The 21133-nt window shown below is 53.1% G+C and carries 21 protein-coding genes; 15 read left to right on the top strand and 6 right to left on the bottom strand.

The genetic code is table 11. The features are described 5' to 3' along the window. Positions 1-68: 68 nt before the first annotated feature. The 11 genes from ABVN44_RS11850 (at position 69) to clcB (ending at position 12826) form a co-directional block, all read left to right on the top strand. Positions 69-377 (top strand): DUF1161 domain-containing protein, encoded by a 309-nt coding sequence (locus ABVN44_RS11850; RefSeq protein WP_000975516.1) that lies wholly within the window; start codon positions 69-71, stop codon positions 375-377. Between the two features lie 156 nt (positions 378-533). Further along, positions 534-2972 carry a selenate/tellurate reductase subunit YnfE gene (gene ynfE, locus ABVN44_RS11845; protein ID WP_048348846.1) on the top strand — a complete coding sequence of 813 codons (2439 nt, stop codon included), beginning with the start codon at positions 534-536 and terminating at the stop codon, positions 2970-2972. A 98-nt stretch (positions 2973-3070) separates the two neighbouring features. Then, positions 3071-5506 carry a selenate/tellurate reductase subunit YnfF gene (gene ynfF / locus ABVN44_RS11840; RefSeq protein ID WP_023232513.1) on the top strand — a complete coding sequence of 812 codons (2436 nt, stop codon included), beginning with the start codon at positions 3071-3073 and terminating at the stop codon, positions 5504-5506. A 10-nt stretch (positions 5507-5516) separates the two neighbouring features. After that, positions 5517-6134 carry a dimethylsulfoxide reductase iron-sulfur subunit DmsB gene (gene dmsB / locus ABVN44_RS11835; protein ID WP_000213069.1) on the top strand — a complete coding sequence of 206 codons (618 nt, stop codon included), beginning with the start codon at positions 5517-5519 and terminating at the stop codon, positions 6132-6134. A gap of 1 nt (position 6135) precedes the next feature. Further along, a complete protein-coding gene (locus tag ABVN44_RS11830; RefSeq protein ID WP_048348847.1) occupies positions 6136-6993 on the top strand; it encodes a dimethyl sulfoxide reductase anchor subunit family protein in 858 nt (285 codons plus the stop codon). A gap of 42 nt (positions 6994-7035) precedes the next feature. Next, positions 7036-7650: a Tat proofreading chaperone DmsD gene (gene dmsD / locus ABVN44_RS11825; protein WP_000206571.1), complete on the top strand. Its 615-nt coding sequence runs from the start codon at positions 7036-7038 to the stop codon at positions 7648-7650. A 304-nt stretch (positions 7651-7954) separates the two neighbouring features. Next, positions 7955-8665, top strand: a complete 711-nt coding sequence (osmY, locus tag ABVN44_RS11820) for an osmoprotectant ABC transporter permease OsmY (protein WP_000557304.1) — start codon at positions 7955-7957, stop codon at positions 8663-8665. A gap of 28 nt (positions 8666-8693) precedes the next feature. Next, positions 8694-9596, top strand: a complete 903-nt coding sequence (osmX, locus tag ABVN44_RS11815; RefSeq protein WP_001211193.1) for an osmoprotectant ABC transporter substrate-binding protein OsmX — start codon at positions 8694-8696, stop codon at positions 9594-9596. A 9-nt stretch (positions 9597-9605) separates the two neighbouring features. Then, complete coding sequence (gene osmW / locus ABVN44_RS11810) at positions 9606-10253, top strand: osmoprotectant ABC transporter permease OsmW (protein WP_000379677.1); 648 nt, start codon at positions 9606-9608, stop codon at positions 10251-10253. Then, entirely contained in the window at positions 10253-11401 is a 1149-nt protein-coding gene (gene osmV, locus ABVN44_RS11805; RefSeq protein WP_000593088.1) for an osmoprotectant ABC transporter ATP-binding protein OsmV, read from the top strand. The genes osmW and osmV overlap by 1 nt, the downstream gene beginning before the upstream one ends. A 135-nt stretch (positions 11402-11536) precedes the next feature. Next, positions 11537-12826 (top strand): voltage-gated ClC-type chloride channel ClcB, encoded by a 1290-nt coding sequence (clcB, locus tag ABVN44_RS11800; protein WP_000554909.1) that lies wholly within the window; start codon positions 11537-11539, stop codon positions 12824-12826. On the opposite strand, the gene bioD is transcribed toward clcB, so the two are convergent. The 3 genes from bioD to ABVN44_RS11785 all read right to left on the bottom strand — a co-directional run bounded on the left by bioD (position 12782) and on the right by ABVN44_RS11785 (position 15850). Then, positions 12782-13477 carry a dethiobiotin synthase gene (gene bioD, locus ABVN44_RS11795; protein ID WP_000919206.1) on the bottom strand — a complete coding sequence of 232 codons (696 nt, stop codon included), beginning with the start codon at positions 13475-13477 and terminating at the stop codon, positions 12782-12784. The genes clcB and bioD overlap by 45 nt on opposite strands. A 125-nt stretch (positions 13478-13602) precedes the next feature. Beyond that, the gene (mlc, locus tag ABVN44_RS11790) at positions 13603-14823 is read right to left on the bottom strand and encodes a sugar metabolism global transcriptional regulator Mlc (RefSeq protein ID WP_000225093.1); all 1221 of its coding nucleotides are present in this window, start codon (positions 14821-14823) and stop codon (positions 13603-13605) included. A gap of 127 nt (positions 14824-14950) precedes the next feature. Next, positions 14951-15850 (bottom strand): LysR family transcriptional regulator, encoded by a 900-nt coding sequence (locus tag ABVN44_RS11785; protein ID WP_001019577.1) that lies wholly within the window; start codon positions 15848-15850, stop codon positions 14951-14953. A gap of 119 nt (positions 15851-15969) precedes the next feature. On the opposite strand from ABVN44_RS11785, the gene ABVN44_RS11780 reads away from it, so the two are divergent. Next, positions 15970-17223, top strand: a complete 1254-nt coding sequence (locus tag ABVN44_RS11780; protein WP_000091796.1) for an MFS transporter — start codon at positions 15970-15972, stop codon at positions 17221-17223. A 66-nt stretch (positions 17224-17289) separates the two neighbouring features. Here the strand turns inward: ABVN44_RS11780 and ABVN44_RS11775 are convergent, their stop codons facing one another. After that, positions 17290-17382, bottom strand: coding sequence for a KPN_01571 family protein (locus ABVN44_RS11775; RefSeq protein WP_001068154.1), 93 nt, complete (start codon positions 17380-17382; stop codon positions 17290-17292). Positions 17383-17617: 235 nt separating this feature from the next. On the opposite strand from ABVN44_RS11775, the gene asr reads away from it, so the two are divergent. Both asr and ABVN44_RS11765 read left to right on the top strand, forming a co-directional pair. After that, a complete protein-coding gene (gene asr / locus ABVN44_RS11770) occupies positions 17618-17869 on the top strand; it encodes an acid resistance repetitive basic protein Asr (RefSeq protein WP_023231952.1) in 252 nt (83 codons plus the stop codon). A 268-nt stretch (positions 17870-18137) separates the two neighbouring features. Beyond that, positions 18138-18959: a serine protease gene (locus ABVN44_RS11765; protein WP_000549649.1), complete on the top strand. Its 822-nt coding sequence runs from the start codon at positions 18138-18140 to the stop codon at positions 18957-18959. Positions 18960-18993: 34 nt separating this feature from the next. On the opposite strand, the gene mdtI is transcribed toward ABVN44_RS11765, so the two are convergent. Continuing rightward, positions 18994-19323 (bottom strand): multidrug/spermidine efflux SMR transporter subunit MdtI, encoded by a 330-nt coding sequence (gene mdtI / locus ABVN44_RS11760; protein ID WP_001183821.1) that lies wholly within the window; start codon positions 19321-19323, stop codon positions 18994-18996. Continuing rightward, complete coding sequence (mdtJ, locus tag ABVN44_RS11755) at positions 19310-19672, bottom strand: multidrug/spermidine efflux SMR transporter subunit MdtJ (protein ID WP_000500278.1); 363 nt, start codon at positions 19670-19672, stop codon at positions 19310-19312. Before mdtJ ends, mdtI begins: the two co-directional genes overlap by 14 nt. A 417-nt stretch (positions 19673-20089) precedes the next feature. On the opposite strand from mdtJ, the gene ABVN44_RS11750 reads away from it, so the two are divergent. Then, on the top strand, positions 20090-21124 hold the full coding sequence (locus ABVN44_RS11750) for an AI-2E family transporter (RefSeq protein ID WP_001118268.1): 1035 nt from the start codon (positions 20090-20092) through the stop codon (positions 21122-21124). Positions 21125-21133 lie beyond the last annotated feature (9 nt).

The following is a 21133-nucleotide window of genomic DNA, read 5'->3' as shown; positions in this document are numbered from 1 at the left end:
ATTAGCAAATACAGTTATTTACACGAAAAATGCTAAGCTTAGAACATCGTCATTAATCACAGGAGTTCATGATGAAAATCGCAACTGCAATAGCCGCTCTGGCGTTAGTCAGCGCCCCCTCGCTGGTGATGGCGGCACCGGGATCGTGCGAGAGAGTAAAAAGCGATATTGAACAACGTATCATCAATAACGGCGTGCCGGCGGATAATTTTACGCTCACTATCGTTCCTAACGACCAGGCCGATCAGCCGGACTCACAGGTGGTGGGCCATTGCGCGAACGACACGCATAAAATTCTTTATACCCGCACCAGCAGCGGCAATGCGCCAGCCAATACCTCTCCCGCTCAGGACGGTTCATCCGCCGAACCGCAATAACCTCCTCCTGCCCTCCGGGTCCGGAGGGTAACGCTCTTTGACATGGATTAATAATCCTTACTCCCAAAGGGGTAAACTCATTACATCATTAGCATGTTAATAATTTCGTTATAGTTATCAATATATAGCGAAATAATAACGACAATGGAGTGAGTGATGCCCGGAGAAAAGCAACAAACAGGCGTTAGCCGCAGGACGTTAGTGAAATCAGCGGCGCTTGGCTCACTGGCGCTGGCTGCCGGAGGCGTATCTTTACCGTTTGGGATGCGTACCGCGGCCGCGGCGGTGCAGCAGGCCATGCGCAACGAAGAAGATAAAATCGTCTGGGGCGCCTGTTCGGTCAACTGCGGCAGTCGCTGCGCTCTGCGTCTGCATGTAAAAGATAATGAAGTCTGGTGGGTTGAAACTGATAACACTGGCGACGATGTCTACGGCAATCATCAGGTTCGCGCCTGTCTGCGGGGCCGTTCAATCCGTCGGCGCATTAACCATCCGGATCGCCTTAACTATCCCATGAAACGCGTTGGCCGCCGCGGCGAAGGCAAATTTGAACGCATTAGCTGGCAGGAAGCGCTGGACACCATTAGCGCCAGCCTGAAAAAGACCGTAGAGACCTACGGCAATGAAGCCGTTTATATCCACTATTCATCCGGCATCGTAGGCGGCAACATAACCCGCTCGTCGCCTGCCGCCTCGCCGGTGAAGCGTTTGATGAACTGCTACGGCGGTTCGTTGAATCAATACGGCTCATACAGTACCGCGCAAATTTCTTGCGCCATGCCCTACACCTATGGTTCCAACGACGGCAACAGCACATCTGATATCGAAAACAGTAAACTGGTGGTCATGTTCGGCAATAATCCGGCTGAAACACGCATGAGCGGCGGCGGCATTACCTGGTTTCTGGAGCAAGCGCGTGAACGCTCAAATGCGCGCATGATCGTAATAGATCCGCGCTATACCGATACCGCTGCCGGACGTGAAGACGAGTGGATACCGATTCGCCCCGGCACCGATGCCGCGCTGGTGGCGGGAATTGCCTGGGTATTGATTAACGAAAATCTCGTTGACCAGCCTTTTCTCGATAACTATTGCATCGGCTACGATGAAAAGACCCTTCCGGCTGACGCGCCCCCCAATGGCCATTATAAGGCTTATATTTTGGGCCAGGGCGAGGACGGTATCGCCAAAACGCCGCAGTGGGCATCGCATATTACCGGCATCCCCGCCGATCGGATTATCAAACTGGCGCGCGAGATAGGCAGCGTCAAGCCGGCCTACATCTGTCAGGGTTGGGGCCCGCAGCGTCAGGCGAACGGCGAACAAACCGCTCGCGCCATCGCCATGTTACCGATTCTGACCGGCAACGTCGGCATTCATGGCGGTAATAGCGGCGCACGCGAATCCACTTACACCATTACCATTGAACGTCTGCCGGTCCTGGAGAATCCCGTTAAAACCGCTATCTCCTGCTTTAGCTGGACGGACGCCATTGCGCGCGGCCCGGAAATGACCGCCCTGCGCGACGGCGTACGCGGCAAAGATAAGCTGGATGTCCCGATCAAATTTCTATGGAACTACGCTGGCAACACCCTGATTAATCAGCATTCGGATATTAATAAAACCCATGAAATTCTTCAGGATGAAGCAAAATGCGAAATGATTGTGGTCATCGACAATTTTATGACCTCTTCCGCGAAGTACGCCGATATTTTACTGCCGGATCTCATGACCGTCGAACAGGAAGATATCATCCCCAATGATTACGCCGGCAATATGGGATATCTGATTTTTATCCAACCGGCGACGACGCCTAAGTTCGAGCGCAAGCCCATCTACTGGGTACTCAGCGAAATCGCCAGACGCCTCGGCGACGATGTGTATCAGCGGTTTACCGAAGGCCGTACACAGGCGCAATGGCTGCAATATCTGTACGCCAAAATGCAGGCAAGAGATCCGGCATTGCCCGCGTATGACGATCTAAAAAAAATGGGCATCTATAAACGTAAAGATCCCAACGGCCATTTTGTCGCCTATAAAAAATTTCGTGAAGATCCGCAGGCCAATCCGTTAAAAACGCCGTCCGGTAAAATCGAAATCTACTCAAGCAAACTCGCTCACATCGCCAGTACCTGGGAGCTGGCGGAAGGCGACGTGATAAGCCCACTGCCGATTTATACCCCTACTTTTGAAGGATGGGACGATCCGAAACGGAGCACCTTCCCGCTACAGCTGTTTGGCTTTCACTATAAATCCCGTACCCATTCAAGCTACGGCAATATTGATGTTCTGCAGGCCGCCTGTCGCCAGGAGGTGTGGATAAATCCGCTTGATGCGCAAAAACGCGGTATCGCGAATGGCGATAGGGTTCGCGTCTTTAACGATCGTGGAGAGGTGCGTCTACCCGCCAAAGTCACGCCGCGTATTCTGCCGGGCGTCAGCGCGATGGGTCAGGGCGCATGGCATAATGCGGATATGGCTGGCGATAAAATTGACCACGGCGCCTGCATCAATACGCTCACGACGCTGCGTCCTTCTCCCCTGGCAAAAGGGAATCCTCAACATACAAATCTGGTGGAAATCGAAAAAATCTAAGCCGCCTGCTCCGGGACGTTTTTACGCGCCCGGCGCTCCCCGTTTTGCGAACACAACGACATTTAAAACTCTTTTTTGGATGAGCATAGTGAGCTGTTATGAAAATCACCAACCCTGAGGCATTAATGGCGGCCAGTATCAGCCGACGAAGCCTGGTGAAAACCTCCGCTATCGGTAGCCTTGCGCTTGCCAGTAGCGCTTTCACCCTTCCGTTCTCCCGCATCGCCCACGCCGCAGCAGACCTCGCATCTGGCAATGTGGCAGAAAAAGCGGTCTGGAGTTCATGTACCGTTAACTGCGGCAGCCGCTGCCTGCTGCGCCTGCACGTAAAAGATGACACCGTATATTGGGTTGAGTCGGATACCACGGGCAACGATGAATATGGCAACCATCAGGTACGCGCCTGCCTGCGCGGTCGTTCTATTCGTCGCCGGATGAATCATCCCGATCGCCTGAAATATCCGATGAAACGCGTTGGTAAACGAGGAGAAGGCAAACTCGAACGTATCAGTTGGGATGAAGCGTTGGATACCATCGGCGATAACCTGAAACGTATCCTCAAGGATTACGGCAACGAAGCGGTACATGTCCTTTACGGTACCGGCGTGGACGGCGGCAATATTACCAATTCTAACGTACCGTATCGCCTGATGAACGCCTGCGGCGGCTATCTCAGCCGTTACGGTAGCTACAGCACAGCCCAAATCAGCGCGGCCATGAGCTATATGTTCGGCGGCAACGACGGCAATAGTCCGGATGATATCGCCAATACAAAACTGGTGGTGATGTTTGGCAATAACCCCGCGGAAACACGTATGAGCGGCGGCGGCGTGACATACTATGTCGAACAGGCGCGCGAACGCTCCAACGCCCGGATGATCGTCATTGACCCGCGTTATAACGACACTGCTGCCGGCCGCGAAGACGAGTGGCTGCCGATTCGCCCTGGTACCGATGGCGCGCTGGCGGCGGCAATCGGCTGGGTGCTGATTACCGAAGATCTTATTGATAAACCGTTTCTGGATAAATACTGCATCGGCTACGACGAAACCACTCTGCCCGCCTCGGCCCCGCGTAACGCGCACTATAAAGCCTATATTTTGGGTCAGGGCGACGACGGTATCGCCAAAACGCCGCAATGGGCCGCGCAGATTACCAGTATTCCGGCGGAAAAAATCATTCAACTGGCGCGGGAAATCGGCTCGGCGAAACCGGCTTACATTTGCCAGGGCTGGGGACCGCAACGCCACTCTAACGGGGAGCAGACCGCACGCGCAATCGCCATGTTGTCTGTACTCACCGGTAACGTCGGCATAAATGGCGGTAATTCCGGCGTGCGCGAAGGTACCTGGGATCTGGGCGTCGAATGGTTTTCTATGCTGGAGAACCCGGTAAAAACCCAGATTTCGGTCTTTACCTGGACCGACGCTATCGATCATGGCGCGGAAATGACCGCCACACGCGACGGCGTGCGGGGAAAAGACAAGCTCGACGTGCCGATCAAATTTTTGTGGTGCTACGCCAGTAATACGCTGATCAATCAGCATGGCGATATCGCCCACACCCACGAGGTGCTTCAGGACGACAGTAAATGTGAAATGATCGTCGGCATCGAGCACTTTATGACCGCGTCGGCAAAATATTGCGACATTCTGCTGCCTGATTTAATGCCGACCGAGCAGGAAGATCTGATTTCCCACGAATCCGCAGGCAATATGGGCTATGTCATTCTTGGTCAGCCCGCCACCTCGCCGAAATTTGAAAGAAAGCCCATTTACTGGATGCTCAGTGAAGTGGCTAAACGGCTTGGTCCGGACGTATACCAGACCTTCACAGAAGGCCGCACGCAGCATGAGTGGGTCAAATACCTGCACGCAAAAACCAAAGCGCGTAACCCGGAAATGCCGGATTACGAAGAGATGAAACAAACAGGGATTTTCAAGAAAAAATGCCCGGAGGAGCACTACGTCGCTTTCCGCTCATTCCGCGAAGACCCTGCCGCCAACCCACTGAAAACGCCGTCCGGTAAAATCGAAATCTATTCCGAGCGTCTGGCAACCCTCGCCAACACGTGGGAGCTGAAGAAAGATGAGATTATCCATCCTTTACCCGCCTATACGCCAGGCTTTGACGGTTGGGACGATCCGCTTCGTCAGCGCTACCCGCTACAGCTAACCGGCTTCCACTATAAAGCGCGTACCCACTCCAGCTACGGCAATATCGACGTCCTGCAACAGGCGTGTCCGCAGGAGATCTGGATCAACCCGATTGATGCGCAAGCGCGCGGCATTCAGCACGGCGACACCGTGCGGGTCTTTAACCAGAACGGAGAGATGCTCATTCCGGCAAAAGTCACGCCGCGCATATTGCCTGGCGTCACCGCTATCGGCCAGGGCGCCTGGTTAAATGCCGACATGTTTGGCGACAAAGTCGATCGCGGCGGCTCCATTAACATTCTGACGTCGCACCGGCCTTCCCCACTGGCGAAAGGTAATCCGTCACACAGTAATCTTGTTCAGGTTGAAAAGGCGTAAGGAGTAACCGATGACAACCCAGTATGGATTTTTTATTGATTCCAGTCGTTGCACCGGTTGCAAAACCTGCGAACTGGCCTGCAAGGACTACAAAGATCTCACTCCCGACGTCAGTTTCCGGCGGATATATGAATACGCGGGCGGCGACTGGCAGGAAGATAACGGCGTCTGGCACCAGAACGTCTTTGCCTATTATCTCTCCATTTCATGCAACCACTGCGAAGACCCGGCCTGTACCAAAGTCTGCCCGAGCGGCGCGATGCACAAGCGCGATGACGGTTTTGTGGTAGTGAACGAAGAGGTCTGTATCGGTTGCCGCTACTGCCACATGGCCTGCCCGTACGGCGCGCCGCAGTACAACGCCGCCAAAGGTCATATGACCAAGTGCGATGGCTGTTATGACCGGGTGGCGGAAGGCAAGAAACCGATTTGCGTGGAATCCTGCCCGCTACGGGCGCTGGATTTTGGCCCGATAGACGAACTGCGTAAAAAACACGGTGAGCTGGCTGCCGTCGCGCCGCTGCCGCGCGCGCATTTCACGAAGCCGAATATTGTGATTAAACCCAACGCCAACAGCCGCCCGACCGGGGACACTACCGGTTACCTGGCCAATCCGAAGGAGGTATAAGATGGGAAGTGGATGGCATGAATGGCCGTTGATGATCTTCACGGTCTTTGGTCAGTGCGTGGTCGGCGCGTTAATCGTTAGCGGACTGGGCTGGCTGACGGCAAAAGACGATACCATCGCCCGTCAGCGCATCGTGCGCAGCATGTTTTTTCTGTGGCTAGTGATGGGACTGGGATTCCTCGCGTCGATTATGCATCTCGGCTCGCCGATGCGCGCGTTTAACTCGCTTAACCGCGTAGGCGCTTCCGCACTGAGTAATGAAATCGCCGCAGGATCGGTGTTCTTTGCCGTAGGCGGCATCTGGTGGCTGGTGGCGGTACTCGGTAAAATGCCCCCGGCGCTGGGTAAAGTGTGGCTGCTGGTCAGTATGGCGCTCGGCGTTGCATTCATCTGGGCAATGACGCTCGTTTATCAGATAGATACCGTGCCAACCTGGTATAATGGCTACACCACGCTGGCCTTTTTCCTCACGGCATTCCTGTGCGGCCCGGTGTTTGCAGCGCTACTGCTACGCATCGCGCGCGTCCCATTTTGCAGCGTGACGTTTGCCAGTATTAGCGGCCTGGCATTGGTGGTGTGCGTGGCGGTCATCGTACTACAAGGACTGTCTCTCTCAACCATTCACAGTTCCGTGCAACAGGCCAGCCATCTCGTACCGGATTACGGTATGCTACAGGTCTGGCGCATTGTCTTGCTTGCTGCCGGATTAGGCTGCTGGCTATGTCCGCTAATCCGTCGCCGCGAACCGCATACCGTTGGTTTGCTGCTCGGTGTCGTGCTGGTGCTGGCAGGCGAAATTATTGGCCGCGGACTTTTTTATGGCCTGCATATGACCGTAGGTATGGCCGTCGCAGGTTAATTTATGCGTGCGGGGCGACCCGCACCTTTCGGGATTGTTTGAATGACCACTTTTTTACAACGTGATGATTTTTCAGTAACGGCGCGTGTTCTCGGCGCGTTGTTTTATTATTCGCCGGAAAGCCACGAAACCGCTCCTCTGGTTCAGGCGCTATTAACCGACGACTGGCAGGCGCAGTGGCCGCTTGATGCCGAGGCGCTTGCGCCTGTGGCGGCTATGTTTAAGACCCACAGCGAAGAGTCGTTGCCACAGGCCTGGCAGCGTCTGTTTATCGGCCCTTACGCTCTGCCGTCTCCGCCGTGGGGTTCCGTCTGGCTGGATCGTGAGAGCGTATTATTTGGCGATTCTACGCTGGCGCTACGTCAGTGGATGCGCGAAAACGGAATTCAGTTTGAAATGCAGCAAAACGAGCCAGAAGATCATTTTGGGTCGCTGTTGCTGCTGGCGGCCTGGCTTGCCGAGAATGATCGTCATCATGAATGCGAACAACTCCTGGCCTGGCATCTGTTTCCGTGGTCGTCCCGCTTTCTGGACGTATTTATCGATCATGCCGGGCATCCGTTTTATCAGGCGTTGGGGCAACTGGCGCGTCTGACGCTGGCGCAATGGCAAGCTCAACTTATTATTCCCGTCGCTGTAAAACCGTTATTCCGTTAATCCCCACAAAAGGCAGGATTTTACCTGCCTTTTCTCCCATTGCGGCCTATTTTTATCTACAAAAAGTGACAACGTCACACTACGCTTCTATTTTTAAGATAATTCTTTATCGTGAATGTTCACGCTAAGCCGCATAAGGGCAAAACATAATTGTTAATAGATGTTTAACAGTGTTAAACATCACGCTCCGCTGGAATCCTTCCCAACCTGTTGCTATAGCTCAAAGCACCCTGCCGGAACATGGCATAACAACACGCGACTCTTAACGTCGCCATAACACATGCAAACAGGGAGACACACCGCAATGCACACCCTCACCCTAAAACGTGTACTTGGGTTCACTATCGTCATTTTGCTGTTACTGGCGCTGTTTATCTGGGGAATCGGTCTGGAGACGCTGAAAGCACGTCAGGTCGATCTGCTGTATCTCGGACAACGGCATTTGATGCTGGTCTTTACGTCCATGTTTTTTGCTTTACTGGTCGGTATCCCGAGTGGGATTTTACTCAGCCGTCCTGCGGCAAAAGGATTTGCTGAATATGTCATGCAAATCTTTAATGTTGGTAATACCTTGCCGCCACTGGCCGTCCTGGCCTTAGCGATGGTGATTATCGGGATCGGCGATACGCCCGCCATTGTCGCGCTATTTCTGGCTTCTCTTCTGCCTATCGTCCGCAATACCTATGCGGGCCTCTGTTCCGTTCCCGCCTCACTGATTGAAGCGGCGAACGGGATTGGGATGACAAAATGGCAGCGGCTTCGTCAGGTAGAGCTACCTAATGCGTGGCCAGTGATGCTGTCCGGTATTCGCATCGCGACCGCCATCAATGTCGGCACCGCGCCGCTGGCCTTTCTGATTGGCGCCAGCAGCTACGGCGAGCTGATTTTCCCGGGAATTTATCTCAACGATTTTCCGACGTTGATCCTCGGCGCAACGGCCACGGCGTTATTCGCGCTGATTCTTGACACTCTGCTTGCCTGGTTTGGGCGACGCCTTAGCCCTCATACCGTCTGAACGCATAAATAACAATAAGGAGCGTTAAATGAGATTCAAAAAACACCTGTTGGGATGGCTTGCCGCAACGCTGTTGTTCAGTAGCCAGACGCAGGCCGCGCCGCTGGTTCTCGCCACCAAAAGCTTTACCGAGCAGCATATTCTTTCCGCTATGACCGTTCAGTATTTGCAGAAGAAAGGCTTTCAGGTTCAGCCGCAAACCAATATCGCCGCGGTGATTTCACGTAATGCGATGGTGAATAAACAAATTGATATTACCTGGGAATACACCGGTACATCGCTGATTATTTTCAACCGTATCGATAAGCGCATGAGTCCACAGGAAACCTACGACACGGTAAAACGCCTGGATGCGAAGCTGGGCCTGGTATGGCTCAAACCGGCTGACATGAACAATACTTACGCGTTCGCGATGCAGCGCAAACGCGCCGAGTCGGAAAATATCACCACCATCTCGCAAATGGTGGCAAAAATCGAACAGGTCCGGCAGAACGATCCTGACCACAACTGGATGCTCGGCCTCGATCTGGAATTTGCCGGGCGCAGCGACGGAATGAAGCCCCTTCAGCAAGCCTACCAGATGCAGCTTGATCGCCCGCAAATACGACAGATGGACCCAGGGCTGGTCTATAACGCCGTTCGGGATGGGCTGGTTGACGCCGGGCTGGTCTATACCACCGACGGACGGGTGAAAGGGTTTGATCTGAAAGTGCTGGAAGATGATAAAGGCTTCTTTCCAAGTTACGCTGTCACGCCCGTGGTGCGTAAAGAGGTGCTGGAAGCCAATCCTGGCCTTGATGACGCCTTAAACACCCTTTCCGGCCTGCTCAATAACGATGTGATATCGACCCTAAACGCCCAGGTCGATATCGAGCATCGCACGCCGCAACAGGTAGCCCATCAATTTTTGCAGGACAAAGGTCTGCTGTAAGGAGCGCCTATGGATACGATACATTATATGCTGGATAACGCAGGCTATCTCGCCAGCCTTACCTTTCAGCATCTCTGGCTGGTCGCGCTGGCCGTCGGTCTGGCGATTATCATCGGCGTACCGTTAGGCGTTTTGATTGTACGCCACAAATGGCTGGCAACGCCGGTATTGGGCGCCGCCACGCTACTTCTTACCATTCCGTCTATCGCGCTGTTTGGGTTAATGATCCCGCTCTTTTCGCTGATCGGACATGGTATTGGCGTTCTGCCCGCCGTGACGGCTGTTTTTCTCTACTCTTTACTGCCGATTGTCCGTAATACCCATACTGCGCTTGATAGTTTGCCGCCCGGTCTGCGTGAAGCGGGACGCGGCATCGGTATGACTTTCTGGCAACGGCTGCGCTGGGTCGAAATCCCAATGGCCCTACCGGTTATTTTCGGGGGTATCCGCACCGCGGTAGTGATGAATATCGGCGTAATGGCGATTGCCGCGGTGATCGGCGCCGGCGGTCTGGGACTGCTACTGTTAAACGGCATTAGCGGCAGCGATATTCGCATGTTAATTGCCGGCGCGCTGATGATCTGTCTACTGGCGATTGTGCTTGACTGGCTGTTGCATCGTCTGCAAGTCGTACTGACACCTAAGGGGATACGATAATGATAAAACTGGAAAATCTCACCAAACAATTTGTACAGAAAAAGGGTCAGCCGCTAAAAGCCGTCGACAACGTCAACCTGAACGTGCCGGAAGGCGAAATGTGCGTCTTACTCGGTCCCTCCGGCTGCGGCAAAACCACCACGTTAAAGATGATCAACCGGCTGATCGCGCCCAGCAGCGGTAATATTCTTATCAACGGCGAGAATACCAACGATATGGATACGGTAACGCTACGCCGCAATATTGGGTATGTTATCCAGCAGATCGGCCTGTTTCCTAATATGACGATTGAAGAAAATATTACCGTTGTGCCGCGCATGTTGGGTTGGGACAAAGCGCGCTGCAAGCAACGCGCCGAAGAGTTGATGGACATGGTGGCGCTGGATGCCAGAAAATTTCTGCATCGCTATCCAAAGGAGATGTCCGGGGGACAGCAACAGCGTATTGGCGTGATCCGCGCTCTGGCCGCCGATCCGCCGGTACTGCTGATGGATGAGCCCTTCGGCGCGGTGGACCCCATTAACCGCGAAGTGATCCAGAACCAGTTTCTGGATATGCAGCGTAAGCTAAAAAAGACCGTGATGCTGGTCAGCCATGATATCGACGAAGCGCTAAAACTCGGCGACCGTATCGCCGTGTTCCGTCAGGGGCGAATTGTACAGTGCGCCAGTCCTGATGAACTGCTGGCCAAACCGGCTAACGAGTTTGTCGGGTCGTTTGTCGGTCAGGACAGAACGTTAAAGCGTTTGCTACTGGTCTCCGCAGGCGATGTGACCGACCAACAGCCAACCATTACCGCGCGGCCTTCAATGCCGTTAAGCGAGGCGTTCGGCATTATGGATGATCACGATATTCGCGCCATTACCGTCATTGACAACGACGGTAAGCCACTGGGATTTGTGAAGCGCCGGGAGGCTCGGAACGCCAGCGGAATCTGCGCCGATATCACCCATCCTTTCCGTATTACGGGCAAAGCGGAAGATAATCTGCGTATTGTGCTGTCCAGATTGTACGAAAGTAATACTAGCTGGATGCCGATCGTTGATGAAGACGGACGCTATAACGGTGAAATCTCTCAGGATTACATCGCCGATTATCTCAGCTCAGGCCGCACGCGTCGGGCGCTAAATATTCACGAAAACAGCTAACGCTGCCGCCGGATGGCCTCTCGCTATCCGGCAATATCATTATTGTACGCAATATTATATCGCACATAGTGCTTTTGCGTCTGACGCCATTTCCCCGCAGAATAGGCTATCCTGAAACTCCCTGTTTACCCGCTCATGCATCGTTTACACGCTTACCCGGATCTGCGCGCGATGTTTCGTCGCCTGCTGATCGCTACGCTCATCGGTATTCTCGCGGCGCTGGCTGTCGCCGCCTTCCGTCATGCGATGCAATTGCTGGAGTGGATTTTCCTGAGCAATGACACTGGCAGTCTGGTGAATGCGGCTGAGGGGCTTTCGCCCTGGCGACGGCTGATTACGCCAGCGCTTGGCGGCCTGGCCGCTGGTCTGTTGCTGTGGGGGTGGCAAAAAATGAACCAACAACGCCCCCATGCGCCCACTGACTATATGGAAGCATTGCAAACCGACGGGCAATTTGACGTTGGCGCCAGTCTGGTGAAATCGCTGGCCTCGCTGCTGGTCGTGGTCAGCGGCAGCGCAATTGGTCGCGAAGGCGCAATGATCCTCCTCGCCGCGCTGGCGGCATCCAGCTTTGCCCGACGCTTCACGCCGCGTGAGGAATGGAAATTATGGATCGCCAGCGGCGCCGCTGCGGGCATGGCGGGCGCTTACCATGCGCCGCTGGCGGGCAGCCTGTTTATCGCGGAGATCCTGTTCGGTACCTTAATGCTGGCTTCCCTCGGCCCGGTTGTCGTTTCCGCCGTCGTCGCCCTGCTAACCACCCATGTATTAAACGGTAGCGATTCACTACTCTATACCGTACATCTGACCGTTGATCTCCACGCGCGGGAGTACGTCATGATAGTCAGTACCGGTCTGGTCGCCGGTCTGTGCGGCCCATTGCTGATGTGGCTGATGACGGCCAGCCATAATAGTTTCTTACGCTTAAAACTGTCCCCGCCCTGGCAACTGGCGTTGGGCGGGCTTATTGTCGGATTACTGTCGTTACTCACGCCCACGGTATGGGGAAACGGCTATAGCGTCGTACAATCATTTTTGCTCTCTCCGCCGCTATTCTCGCTGATTGGCGGAATTTTTGCGTGCAAAATCCTGGCGGTGCTCGCCAGCAGCGGGTCTGGCGCGCCGGGCGGCGTCTTTACGCCAACATTATTTGTCGGATTATCCATTGGAATGTTTCTGGGTCGGATATGGGGATTCTGGCTGCCAGGCTCGGATGAAATAGCGATTTTATTGGGGCTGGTGGGTATGGCGACGCTACTGGCGGCGACAACCCATGCGCCGATAATGTCCACCCTGATGATTTGTGAAATGACCGGCGAGTATCAGTTACTCCCCGGTCTGCTGATTGCCTGTGTAGTCGCGTCAGTGCTCTCGCGAACGTTACGCCATGATTCTATCTACCGCCAGCACGCTGCCGAGCATTGACAAACGAATATACTGCCCCAGCTCACGCTGCTCGGCGCGCGGCAGGTACGGTAACTCGCCAATCAGCGGCGCTGGCAGTTTTTTCCCAAGCACATCAATAATTTCAGCATAATGCGCCAGGCCAGGATTGATACGATTCGCCACCCAGCCAATTAATGGCAGTCCATCGTTAGCGACAGCTTGCGCAGTCAGTAGCGCATGATTAATGCACCCCTCCTGAATCCCTACCACCATCAATACCGGTAACTGTTCCTGTACCACCCATTCGGACAATGGACGTAAATCATTCATCAAACTACGCCAGCCGCCAGTACCCTCCACAACCACGTGGTCCACTTTATCGCTCAGGCTCGCCAGACCGTTGGACAGCAAGGTGTAATTTATAGGACAGCTATGCGCGACGCTGCTTTCTTCTTCGCTTAACGCGATCGGATTAATCGCCTCATACGGCAACTCCAGCGAAGAGACGCTTTGCAATACCAGCGCGTCTTTGTTGCGCATCCCTTCTGCAGTCTCTTTGCTCCCTTTAGCGACAGGTTTATACCCTGCAACGCTCTTACCACCCGACGCTAACGCTTGTAGTAATGCGCGGGAAACCACCGTCTTCCCAACAGAAGTGTCTGTACCTGTAATAAAGAAACGCTTCAGCATCACTAACTCCACCGTTATGCTTCGAAAATATAAGCCAGGAAAATAATACAGTGGAGAAAGTCTAAGATATGGCAAGGGCAATCAGCTTGAGTTAGCGCAAATTTTTGTACAACAGTTAAAAAATGTTAACCCTGTAATAGACGAATCAACAAAGAGCCGTTATACATCGCGTCTTTTACCAACGCCGCCCCGGCCATCGTACCCTGGTTGGTAAACTGCGTGCTTTCCACAACCGTATTCCTGCTGTAGGCGGGCAGCGCCTGCTGACGGATACTGTCAGCAATGGCCGGAAAAAGGATATCAGCCGCTTTACTTAGCGGCGAACCAATAAGAATTTTTTGCGGATTAAATAAATTCACCATGATAGCCAGAATGCGTCCGACATGCGCGCCAACGCCGCTAATAATATCTTTTGCTAATAGATCTCCCTGCATCGCCGCCTGACACAGTGAATCTACCGTTAACGGCTGGCCGTGCAACATTGAACTCATTGACTGATTAAGCCGAAGCTGCGTAAGTTCCAGCACGCTATCGACGCTGGCTATGGTCTCCAGACAGCCATGATTACCGCAATAACAGCGCTTACCATAAGGATCGACCTGGGTATGCCCAATCTCTACCAGACTGCTACTGCCCGCATGAAGCAAATGACCGTCGGTGATAACGCCCGCCCCCACATTATGATCAATCACCACCTGGATAACGTCGCGCGCGCCGCGTGAAGCGCCAAAAAGCGCCTCTGCCATCGTCCAGGCGCTAATATCATGCTGAATGTAAACCGGTACGCCGGTGTGCCGCTCCAGCGCATCTCCCAAAGGCATCTCTTTGACATCTTCGTAATACGGCATTCGGTGCACAACGCCGTTTTCGGTATCGATAATGCCCGGTAACGTAATGGCAATAGAGGTCAGACGCTCCAGTTTCTGCTGATGGCGGGTAAAAAACCGATCAACGTGCGTAATAATTCGCTCAAGCAACGGCGTGGCTTCGTTTAACGGCAGCGGCAGACACTCTTCTACCACCAGTTTGCTGCTAAGATCGCGCAGCGCAAGGAAAATTTCGCCACGGCTAATACGAATAGATAAATAGTGCCAGGCCTCCGTTTCCACCATCAGCCCGACGGCGGGACGTCCGCGACTGCCCGCCTCTTTAATTTCAAGTTCCTGAACCAAATGCGCTTCCAGCATTTCGCGAACAATTTTCGTAATACTGGCAGGCGCCAACTGCGCCAAACGAGACAGGTCAATTCGCGATACCGGTCCGAGCTGATCAATCAGGCGATACACTGCGCCAGCATTGGTCTGCTTAATTTGATCGATATGCCCAGGCTGACTATCAGCAACCACCGCTCACTCCCTTTATTTTCGCGCTCCGAAATAATCTGTGTGCTATGGTGAAACACTTCAATACTCGCCGTCAACTTTTTGCTTAGCCGTGTGATTAACTGCACATTTTCACCCTTTTTAAGCGTAATTAATCCCGTCGGGCAGCCAGTAATAGCAGTTGGCAAAACCGCTGTACGGCATGACTCTGTTCATGATGCTTTGGCCATACCAGCCACATTTCAGATACGGCGTCCTCTTCTGCCAGGGGAACCCAGCGCATCTCGCTCATCTGTACACGCTTAAAGGATGCCGGCAGAATCGAGACGCCCAGTCCCGCCGCCACCAGACCGATAATAGTCATTGCCTCGCCAACCTCCTGCGTGATGGTCGGCGACAGGTTATAGCGCCGCATCAGGCCGAGAATATCGTCGTAGAGGCCCGTCCCGACATGTGGATCGAAAAAGACGAAAGGTTCTTCCGCCAGTTCTGTCAGACTGACGACCGGCTTTTGCGCCAGCCGATGTTCGCGCGGGATCATGGCCATAAGCGGCTCATGCAAAATCACCTCGCGATTAAGTGTGTCGGGCAGCGGCGTATTCCGCAGCAAGCCAATATCCAGTACGCCTTCGTTGAGCGGCGCGATTTGCTCACGCGTATTCATTTCACGCGTTTGCATATGCACTCCCGGATAGGACTGGCGGAACAGCGAAAAGGTATGCGATACCGCCCGAATAAAAGGCGCTGAAGACGTAAAGCCAATACGGATTTCACCCGCTTCGCCCTGATGCAACCGCTCGGCGCGAGCGGCGGCGTCGTTTACCAGACTCAGGATGTGTCGGCTATCCACCAGAAACTGTCGCCCGGCGGCGGTTAACGCTACGCTGCGGTTGGTCCGCGCCAGTAATCGCGCGCCGACCTGCTGCTCCAGAATTTGTATCTGCTGACTCAGCGGCGGCTGCGAGATATTGAGGCGCGCGGCGGCGCGACCAAAATGCAGCTCTTCTGCTACCGCCACAAAGTAACGTAAATGACGTAATTCGATATTCATATTTTTAACGTCTTATTTGAGACAATTAATATATTAGACAGAATATTTTGCTTTTTCTATGCTTTACATGTCGGTTATACCCGTCTCCTGTTGACGGAGATGTAAAGCAAGGATTTAACGTGAGTCGTACAACTATTCTCGATGACGCCACGGCGAGCGATATCGATGAACAACGCCATTCTCAGCCGGTTCAATTTATTAAACGCGGTACAGCGCCTTTCATGCGCGTCACGCTGGCTCTTTTTTCCGCGGGCCTGGCGACTTTCGCGCTCCTTTATTGCGTCCAGCCTATACTACCGGTACTTTCCCAGGAGTTTGGCGTCTCCCCCGCCAGCAGCAGCGTTTCACTTTCTATTTCTACCGCCATGCTGGCTATCGGCTTACTTTTTACCGGCCCGCTTTCTGATGCGATAGGCCGTAAACCGGTGATGGTCACCGCCTTGTTATTAGCCTCCTGCTGCACATTGTTATCAACCATGATGACCAGCTGGCATGGTATTCTGATTATGCGTGCGCTGATCGGTCTGTCGTTAAGCGGCGTCGCCGCGGTGGGAATGACCTACCTGAGTGAAGAAATCCATCCCAGCTTTGTCGCTTTCTCTATGGGACTCTATATTAGCGGTAATTCCATCGGCGGGATGAGCGGGCGTTTATTAAGCGGCGTCATGACCGACTTTTTTAACTGGCGCATCGCGCTGGCGGCCATCGGATGCTTTGCGCTGGCGTCCGCGCTGATGTTCTGGAAGATTTTACCCGCCTCGCAACATTTCCGTCCCACGTCGCTACGGCCTAAAACGCTATTTATTAATTTCCGTCTCCACTGGCGCGATCGAGGGTTACCTCTGCTGTTTGCGGAAGGCTTTTTACTGATGGGCGCGTTCGTCACCCTGTTTAACTACATTGGCTATCGCCTGATGCTCTCCCCCTGGGAATTAAGCCAGGCCGTGGTCGGACTGTTATCCGTAGCCTATCTCACCGGCACATGGAGCTCGCCGAAAGCTGGCGCAATGACCTCACGCTATGGCCGGGGGCCGGTGATGCTGTTCTCTACCGCAGTAATGCTGGGTGGGCTTTTACTGACGCTTTTTACCTCGCTTTGGCTGATTTTTGCCGGGATGCTGCTTTTTTCCGCCGGCTTTTTCGCCGCGCACTCCGTGGCCAGTAGTTGGATTGGCCCGCGTGCGCGCCGGGCGAAGGGACAGGCCTCGTCACTTTATCTTTTCAGCTATTATCTGGGGTCCAGTATCGCCGGGACGCTAGGCGGCGTATTCTGGCATAGTTACGGCTGGAACGGCGTAGGTGGTTTTATCGCGCTAATGCTGGTGCTGGCCATCCTGGTCGGGACGCGGTTACATCATCGTCTTCACGCCTGAAAAGAAATAATCCGGCGATAGCAACGTGCGCTATCGCCGGGCTGGTTTCACGCCACGACTCACTGTTCACCATAGACCTGTCAGGCTTGATACGCCCATAACTTCTCTGATTGCATCCAGCGCCAGAAGCGTAAATACCACCCAGATTATCGGATTCATATACAGTGTGCCTGTTATTCTGGAGGGCGGATATTACCGACTCTGCGACCAAAAATAACGGCCGGTAACGTAAAGCTACCTATTATGGTGGGGGCTTACATCGCGTTACCGGGGGATTGTACATAGCGTTACATGCCGAAACCAATCACTCACGGAAGCCTTTTGATAACAGCGATATAGTCATTTCACCGGCCCCGCAGTGGGGTTGAATGAAAACCAAATCGAGGGTATCAAAATGAAAAAAGTATTAGCTCTGGTTGTTGCCGCTGCAATGGGTCTCTCTTCCGCAGCATTCGCGGCTGAGACTGCAACGCCTGCGAAAACCGCAACGCCTGCCAAAACAACCCAGAACACCCAGCACCACAAAAAACAGCATAAAAAAACCGTTGAGCAAAAAGCGCAGGCGGCTAAAAAGCACCAGAAAAAAGATGGCAAAAAAGCCCCAGCCAAATCTACGTCAAAACCAACTACTCAACCGGCTGCGTAAGTCGTAACATGCTGCGGCGCGCCCCCGCGCCCGTTTTTACGGCGCTAAATTGTTCTGGTTTAGCGCCGCCTTCCGGGAGGGCAAAAAAGTGTCTCGCTACCGCTTTGAGCTCATTCTTATCGTGCTTATTTTATGCGCCGTTATTGCCACGCATTTCTATCTTTCCTGAGTGTAGTTATCTGATTTTACTCCCACTTTCTTACCGTCACGTCTATAGTAGTACTGAGGGTTTGTTGTTAATAATCATAATTACCCACCAGAGTGTGATATGCATAAAACCATTGCTGTATTACTGGGCATAGTGTGTTTTTTACCGGTTATGGCGAAAGCCAGGGGGGCTGAAACAGACGCCACGGATGCCAGCGACGTCAAAACGCTTTTTTTTAACCATGATGATCGGGTGCCCGTCGCCGATCCTACCCAATCGCCGTGGGATGCCATCGGGCAACTAGAGACCGCCAGCGGTAATTTGTGTACGGCAACGCTTATCTCCCCGCATATCGCCCTGACAGCAGGTCACTGCCTGCTAACGCCACCGAAAGGAAAACCAGACAAGGCGGTTGCGCTGCGTTTTGTGGCGCGAAAAGGAGTATGGCGCTATGAAATCCACGGCATTGAAGGCCGCGTTGAACCGTCGCTGGGCCGACGCCTGAAAGCGGATGGCGATGGCTGGATTGTGCCGCCTGCCGCGGCAAGCTGGGATTTTGGTCTGGTAATATTGCGCTACCCACCTTCCGGTATCACGCCAGTGCCTTTATTTACCGGCGATAAAGCGGCGCTTACTGCGGCGTTGAAAGCCGCAGACCGAAAAGTCACGCAGTCCGGTTATCCGGAAGATCATCTGAATGCGCTTTATTCCCATCAGGATTGCGTCGTGACCGGCTGGGCGCAGAATGCCGTACTCTCACACCAGTGCGACACGTTACCTGGCGACAGCGGCTCGCCGCTCTTATTGCACACGGATAGCGGATGGCAGCTCATTGGTGTACAAAGCTCCGCTCCTGCGGCTAAAGATCGCTGGCGCGCCGATAACCGCGCCATATCCGTCACCGGCTTTCGCGATAAGCTGAAAGCCCTGGCGCAGGACTAATACGCGAATCGCTGCCTGACCGGCAGCGATCGTCTCAGGCAAATTTTATCATGACCATTCCGGCGAGCAGTAATATCACGCCAACCCAGCCTTTGGGATTTAAGCGCTGGCCGAAGAGCACCCAGCCCGCCGCCAGCGTGGCGGCAATACCAAAACCGCCCCATAACGCATACGCCACCGACAGGTCTATCCCTTTTACCGCCTGGGAAAGCGCGCTGAAGGCGGCCAGAACAGCGGCAAGCGATAAGATGCCATAGCATTTACGGCGAAAGCCGTCCGAAAATTTCAACAGTACGTTAGCCGCGATTTCCAGCATTATTGCCAGCCCAAGCCAGGCGCCGTGTATCCATTCAAATTGTTGCACGAGTCGCCTCCTTCACCGGTTTGCCGGGTTTACGCGTCCCTGATTTGATCAATACGATGCCAGCGACCAGCGTCAGCAAGCCGGCAATCTTCATGGTTGATAATGCTTCATCAAATAGCAGCACGCTAAAAATGGTAATAAATAAAATGCCGATCCCTTCCCATAAGGCATACGCTACACCCAGGGCAATCTTTTTTACCGCAAAAGAAAGAAATATATATGACAGCGTGATCATCACCAGCATTAAAATAAAACCCGCATTGCCATTACCCACGCTAGCCCATTTCATTGAGAGCGTGCCGGTAATTTCAGTCGCGATAGCCAGAGCTAATAAAATCCAGTAAAACATGACACTTCTCCTGCATGAGAATATACTCTTTCGAGTCTGCTGCACGCAGCAAACTAAAAAATAAAATCAGTTAGCACAGCGCATTGCGCCAGCTCAGGCAGAAGTGAGAGACTAAAGTGCGTTACGCCAGTGCTGCTCGCCGATAAGCAGGAAAAAGGAGGTAGAGTGAAGATGCGTTTGCGTGGAGAAAAAAGCGCTGAACATATTGTCCATAATATTACAATTATCCGCAGTGTTGCTTCTCGTCATCGCGGATGATAATTGTCCTCGGTAGTTGAACACGCCTGATTTGTATCATAAGCCAGGAATTAACTCAAAATATTTTCACTTCTTTACCTGAAGTGTTTGATTTTAACCAGAACAGGTCGACCGACATCACATTATTATTCGTGTCGGCATCAGAAAACAGGGACTGATATGGCAAAACCGATCATCACGCTCAATGGTCTAAAAATCGTCATTATGCTGGGAATGCTGGTGGTTATTCTGAGCGGTATCCGCTTCGCCGCAGATATCATTGTTCCCTTTATTTTGGCGTTATTTATTGCAGTCGTTCTCAATCCCGTTGTGCAACGGATGACCCGATGCCGAATTCCGCGCGTTATCGCAGTATCATTGCTCATTGTGATTATTGTTATGTTAATGGTACTGCTACTGGCCTATTTGGGGACATCATTAAATGAACTGGCTCGTACCCTACCGCAATATCGCTCCTCATTGGTGATACCGTTGCAACGTATTGAACCGTGGTTACAGCGAGCAGGCATTGGCGTGTCGGTTGATGAGCTGGCGAAATATATCGATCCAAACGCCGCCATGACTCTGGTAACGAACCTGCTCACCCAACTGTCCAATGCCATGTCGTCCATCTTTTTATTGTTATTGACCGTGGTATTTATGCTGCTGGAGGTTCCACAATTGCCTGAAAAACTGCAGCAGATGATGAGCCGTCCGGTGGAGGGCATGGCGGCAATTCAACGCGCGCTTGATAGCGTTTCCCATTATCTGGTGTTAAAAACAGCGATCAGTATCGTGACGGGGCTGGTCGCATGGGGAATGCTGGCCGCGCTGGATGTCCGCTTCGCCTTTGTCTGGGGTCTACTGGCCTTCGCGCTGAACTATATTCCTAATATTGGATCGGTGCTCGCTGCCCTGCCGCCCATTATTCAGGTGCTGGTATTTAACGGGTTTTATGATGCGCTGCTGGTGCTGGCAGGCTATCTGCTGATTAATCTGGTCTTCGGCAATATCCTTGAGCCACGAATCATGGGACGTGGTTTAGGCCTTTCAACCTTAGTGGTATTTTTGTCGTTAATTTTCTGGGGCTGGTTATTAGGTCCGGTGGGCATGTTGCTCTCCGTTCCGTTAACCATCATTGTCAAAATCGCCCTCGAACAGACCACCGGCGGGCAGAGTATCGCCGTTCTGCTTAGCGATTTAAACAAAAGATAAAATGCAATA

Source organism: Salmonella sp. SJTUF15570 (assembly GCF_043357055.1).
Taxonomy (GTDB): domain Bacteria; phylum Pseudomonadota; class Gammaproteobacteria; order Enterobacterales; family Enterobacteriaceae; genus Salmonella; species Salmonella enterica.
This window is presented reverse-complemented; position numbering and strand designations above follow the sequence as displayed.

What these genes read in the sequence shown, in the direction of transcription:
- ABVN44_RS11775 (WP_001068154.1), bottom strand. Translation starts at nt 17,382, where the DNA reads ATGAATCCGATAATCTGGGTGGTATTTACGCTTCTGGCGCTGGATGCA.
- osmY (WP_000557304.1), top strand. Translation starts at nt 7,955, where the DNA reads ATGCACACCCTCACCCTAAAACGTGTACTTGGGTTCACTATCGTCATT.
- bioD (WP_000919206.1), bottom strand. Translation starts at nt 13,477, where the DNA reads ATGCTGAAGCGTTTCTTTATTACAGGTACAGACACTTCTGTTGGGAAG.
- ABVN44_RS11850 (WP_000975516.1), top strand. Translation starts at nt 69, where the DNA reads ATGATGAAAATCGCAACTGCAATAGCCGCTCTGGCGTTAGTCAGCGCC.
- ABVN44_RS11765 (WP_000549649.1), top strand. Translation starts at nt 18,138, where the DNA reads ATGCATAAAACCATTGCTGTATTACTGGGCATAGTGTGTTTTTTACCG.
- osmW (WP_000379677.1), top strand. Translation starts at nt 9,606, where the DNA reads ATGGATACGATACATTATATGCTGGATAACGCAGGCTATCTCGCCAGC.
- osmV (WP_000593088.1), top strand. Translation starts at nt 10,253, where the DNA reads ATGATAAAACTGGAAAATCTCACCAAACAATTTGTACAGAAAAAGGGT.
- mdtJ (WP_000500278.1), bottom strand. Translation starts at nt 19,672, where the DNA reads ATGTTTTACTGGATTTTATTAGCTCTGGCTATCGCGACTGAAATTACC.
- asr (WP_023231952.1), top strand. Translation starts at nt 17,618, where the DNA reads ATGAAAAAAGTATTAGCTCTGGTTGTTGCCGCTGCAATGGGTCTCTCT.
- ABVN44_RS11785 (WP_001019577.1), bottom strand. Translation starts at nt 15,850, where the DNA reads ATGAATATCGAATTACGTCATTTACGTTACTTTGTGGCGGTAGCAGAA.
- clcB (WP_000554909.1), top strand. Translation starts at nt 11,537, where the DNA reads ATGCATCGTTTACACGCTTACCCGGATCTGCGCGCGATGTTTCGTCGC.
- ynfE (WP_048348846.1), top strand. Translation starts at nt 534, where the DNA reads ATGCCCGGAGAAAAGCAACAAACAGGCGTTAGCCGCAGGACGTTAGTG.
- dmsB (WP_000213069.1), top strand. Translation starts at nt 5,517, where the DNA reads ATGACAACCCAGTATGGATTTTTTATTGATTCCAGTCGTTGCACCGGT.
- ABVN44_RS11830 (WP_048348847.1), top strand. Translation starts at nt 6,136, where the DNA reads ATGGGAAGTGGATGGCATGAATGGCCGTTGATGATCTTCACGGTCTTT.
- dmsD (WP_000206571.1), top strand. Translation starts at nt 7,036, where the DNA reads ATGACCACTTTTTTACAACGTGATGATTTTTCAGTAACGGCGCGTGTT.
- osmX (WP_001211193.1), top strand. Translation starts at nt 8,694, where the DNA reads ATGAGATTCAAAAAACACCTGTTGGGATGGCTTGCCGCAACGCTGTTG.
- ynfF (WP_023232513.1), top strand. Translation starts at nt 3,071, where the DNA reads ATGAAAATCACCAACCCTGAGGCATTAATGGCGGCCAGTATCAGCCGA.
- ABVN44_RS11750 (WP_001118268.1), top strand. Translation starts at nt 20,090, where the DNA reads ATGGCAAAACCGATCATCACGCTCAATGGTCTAAAAATCGTCATTATG.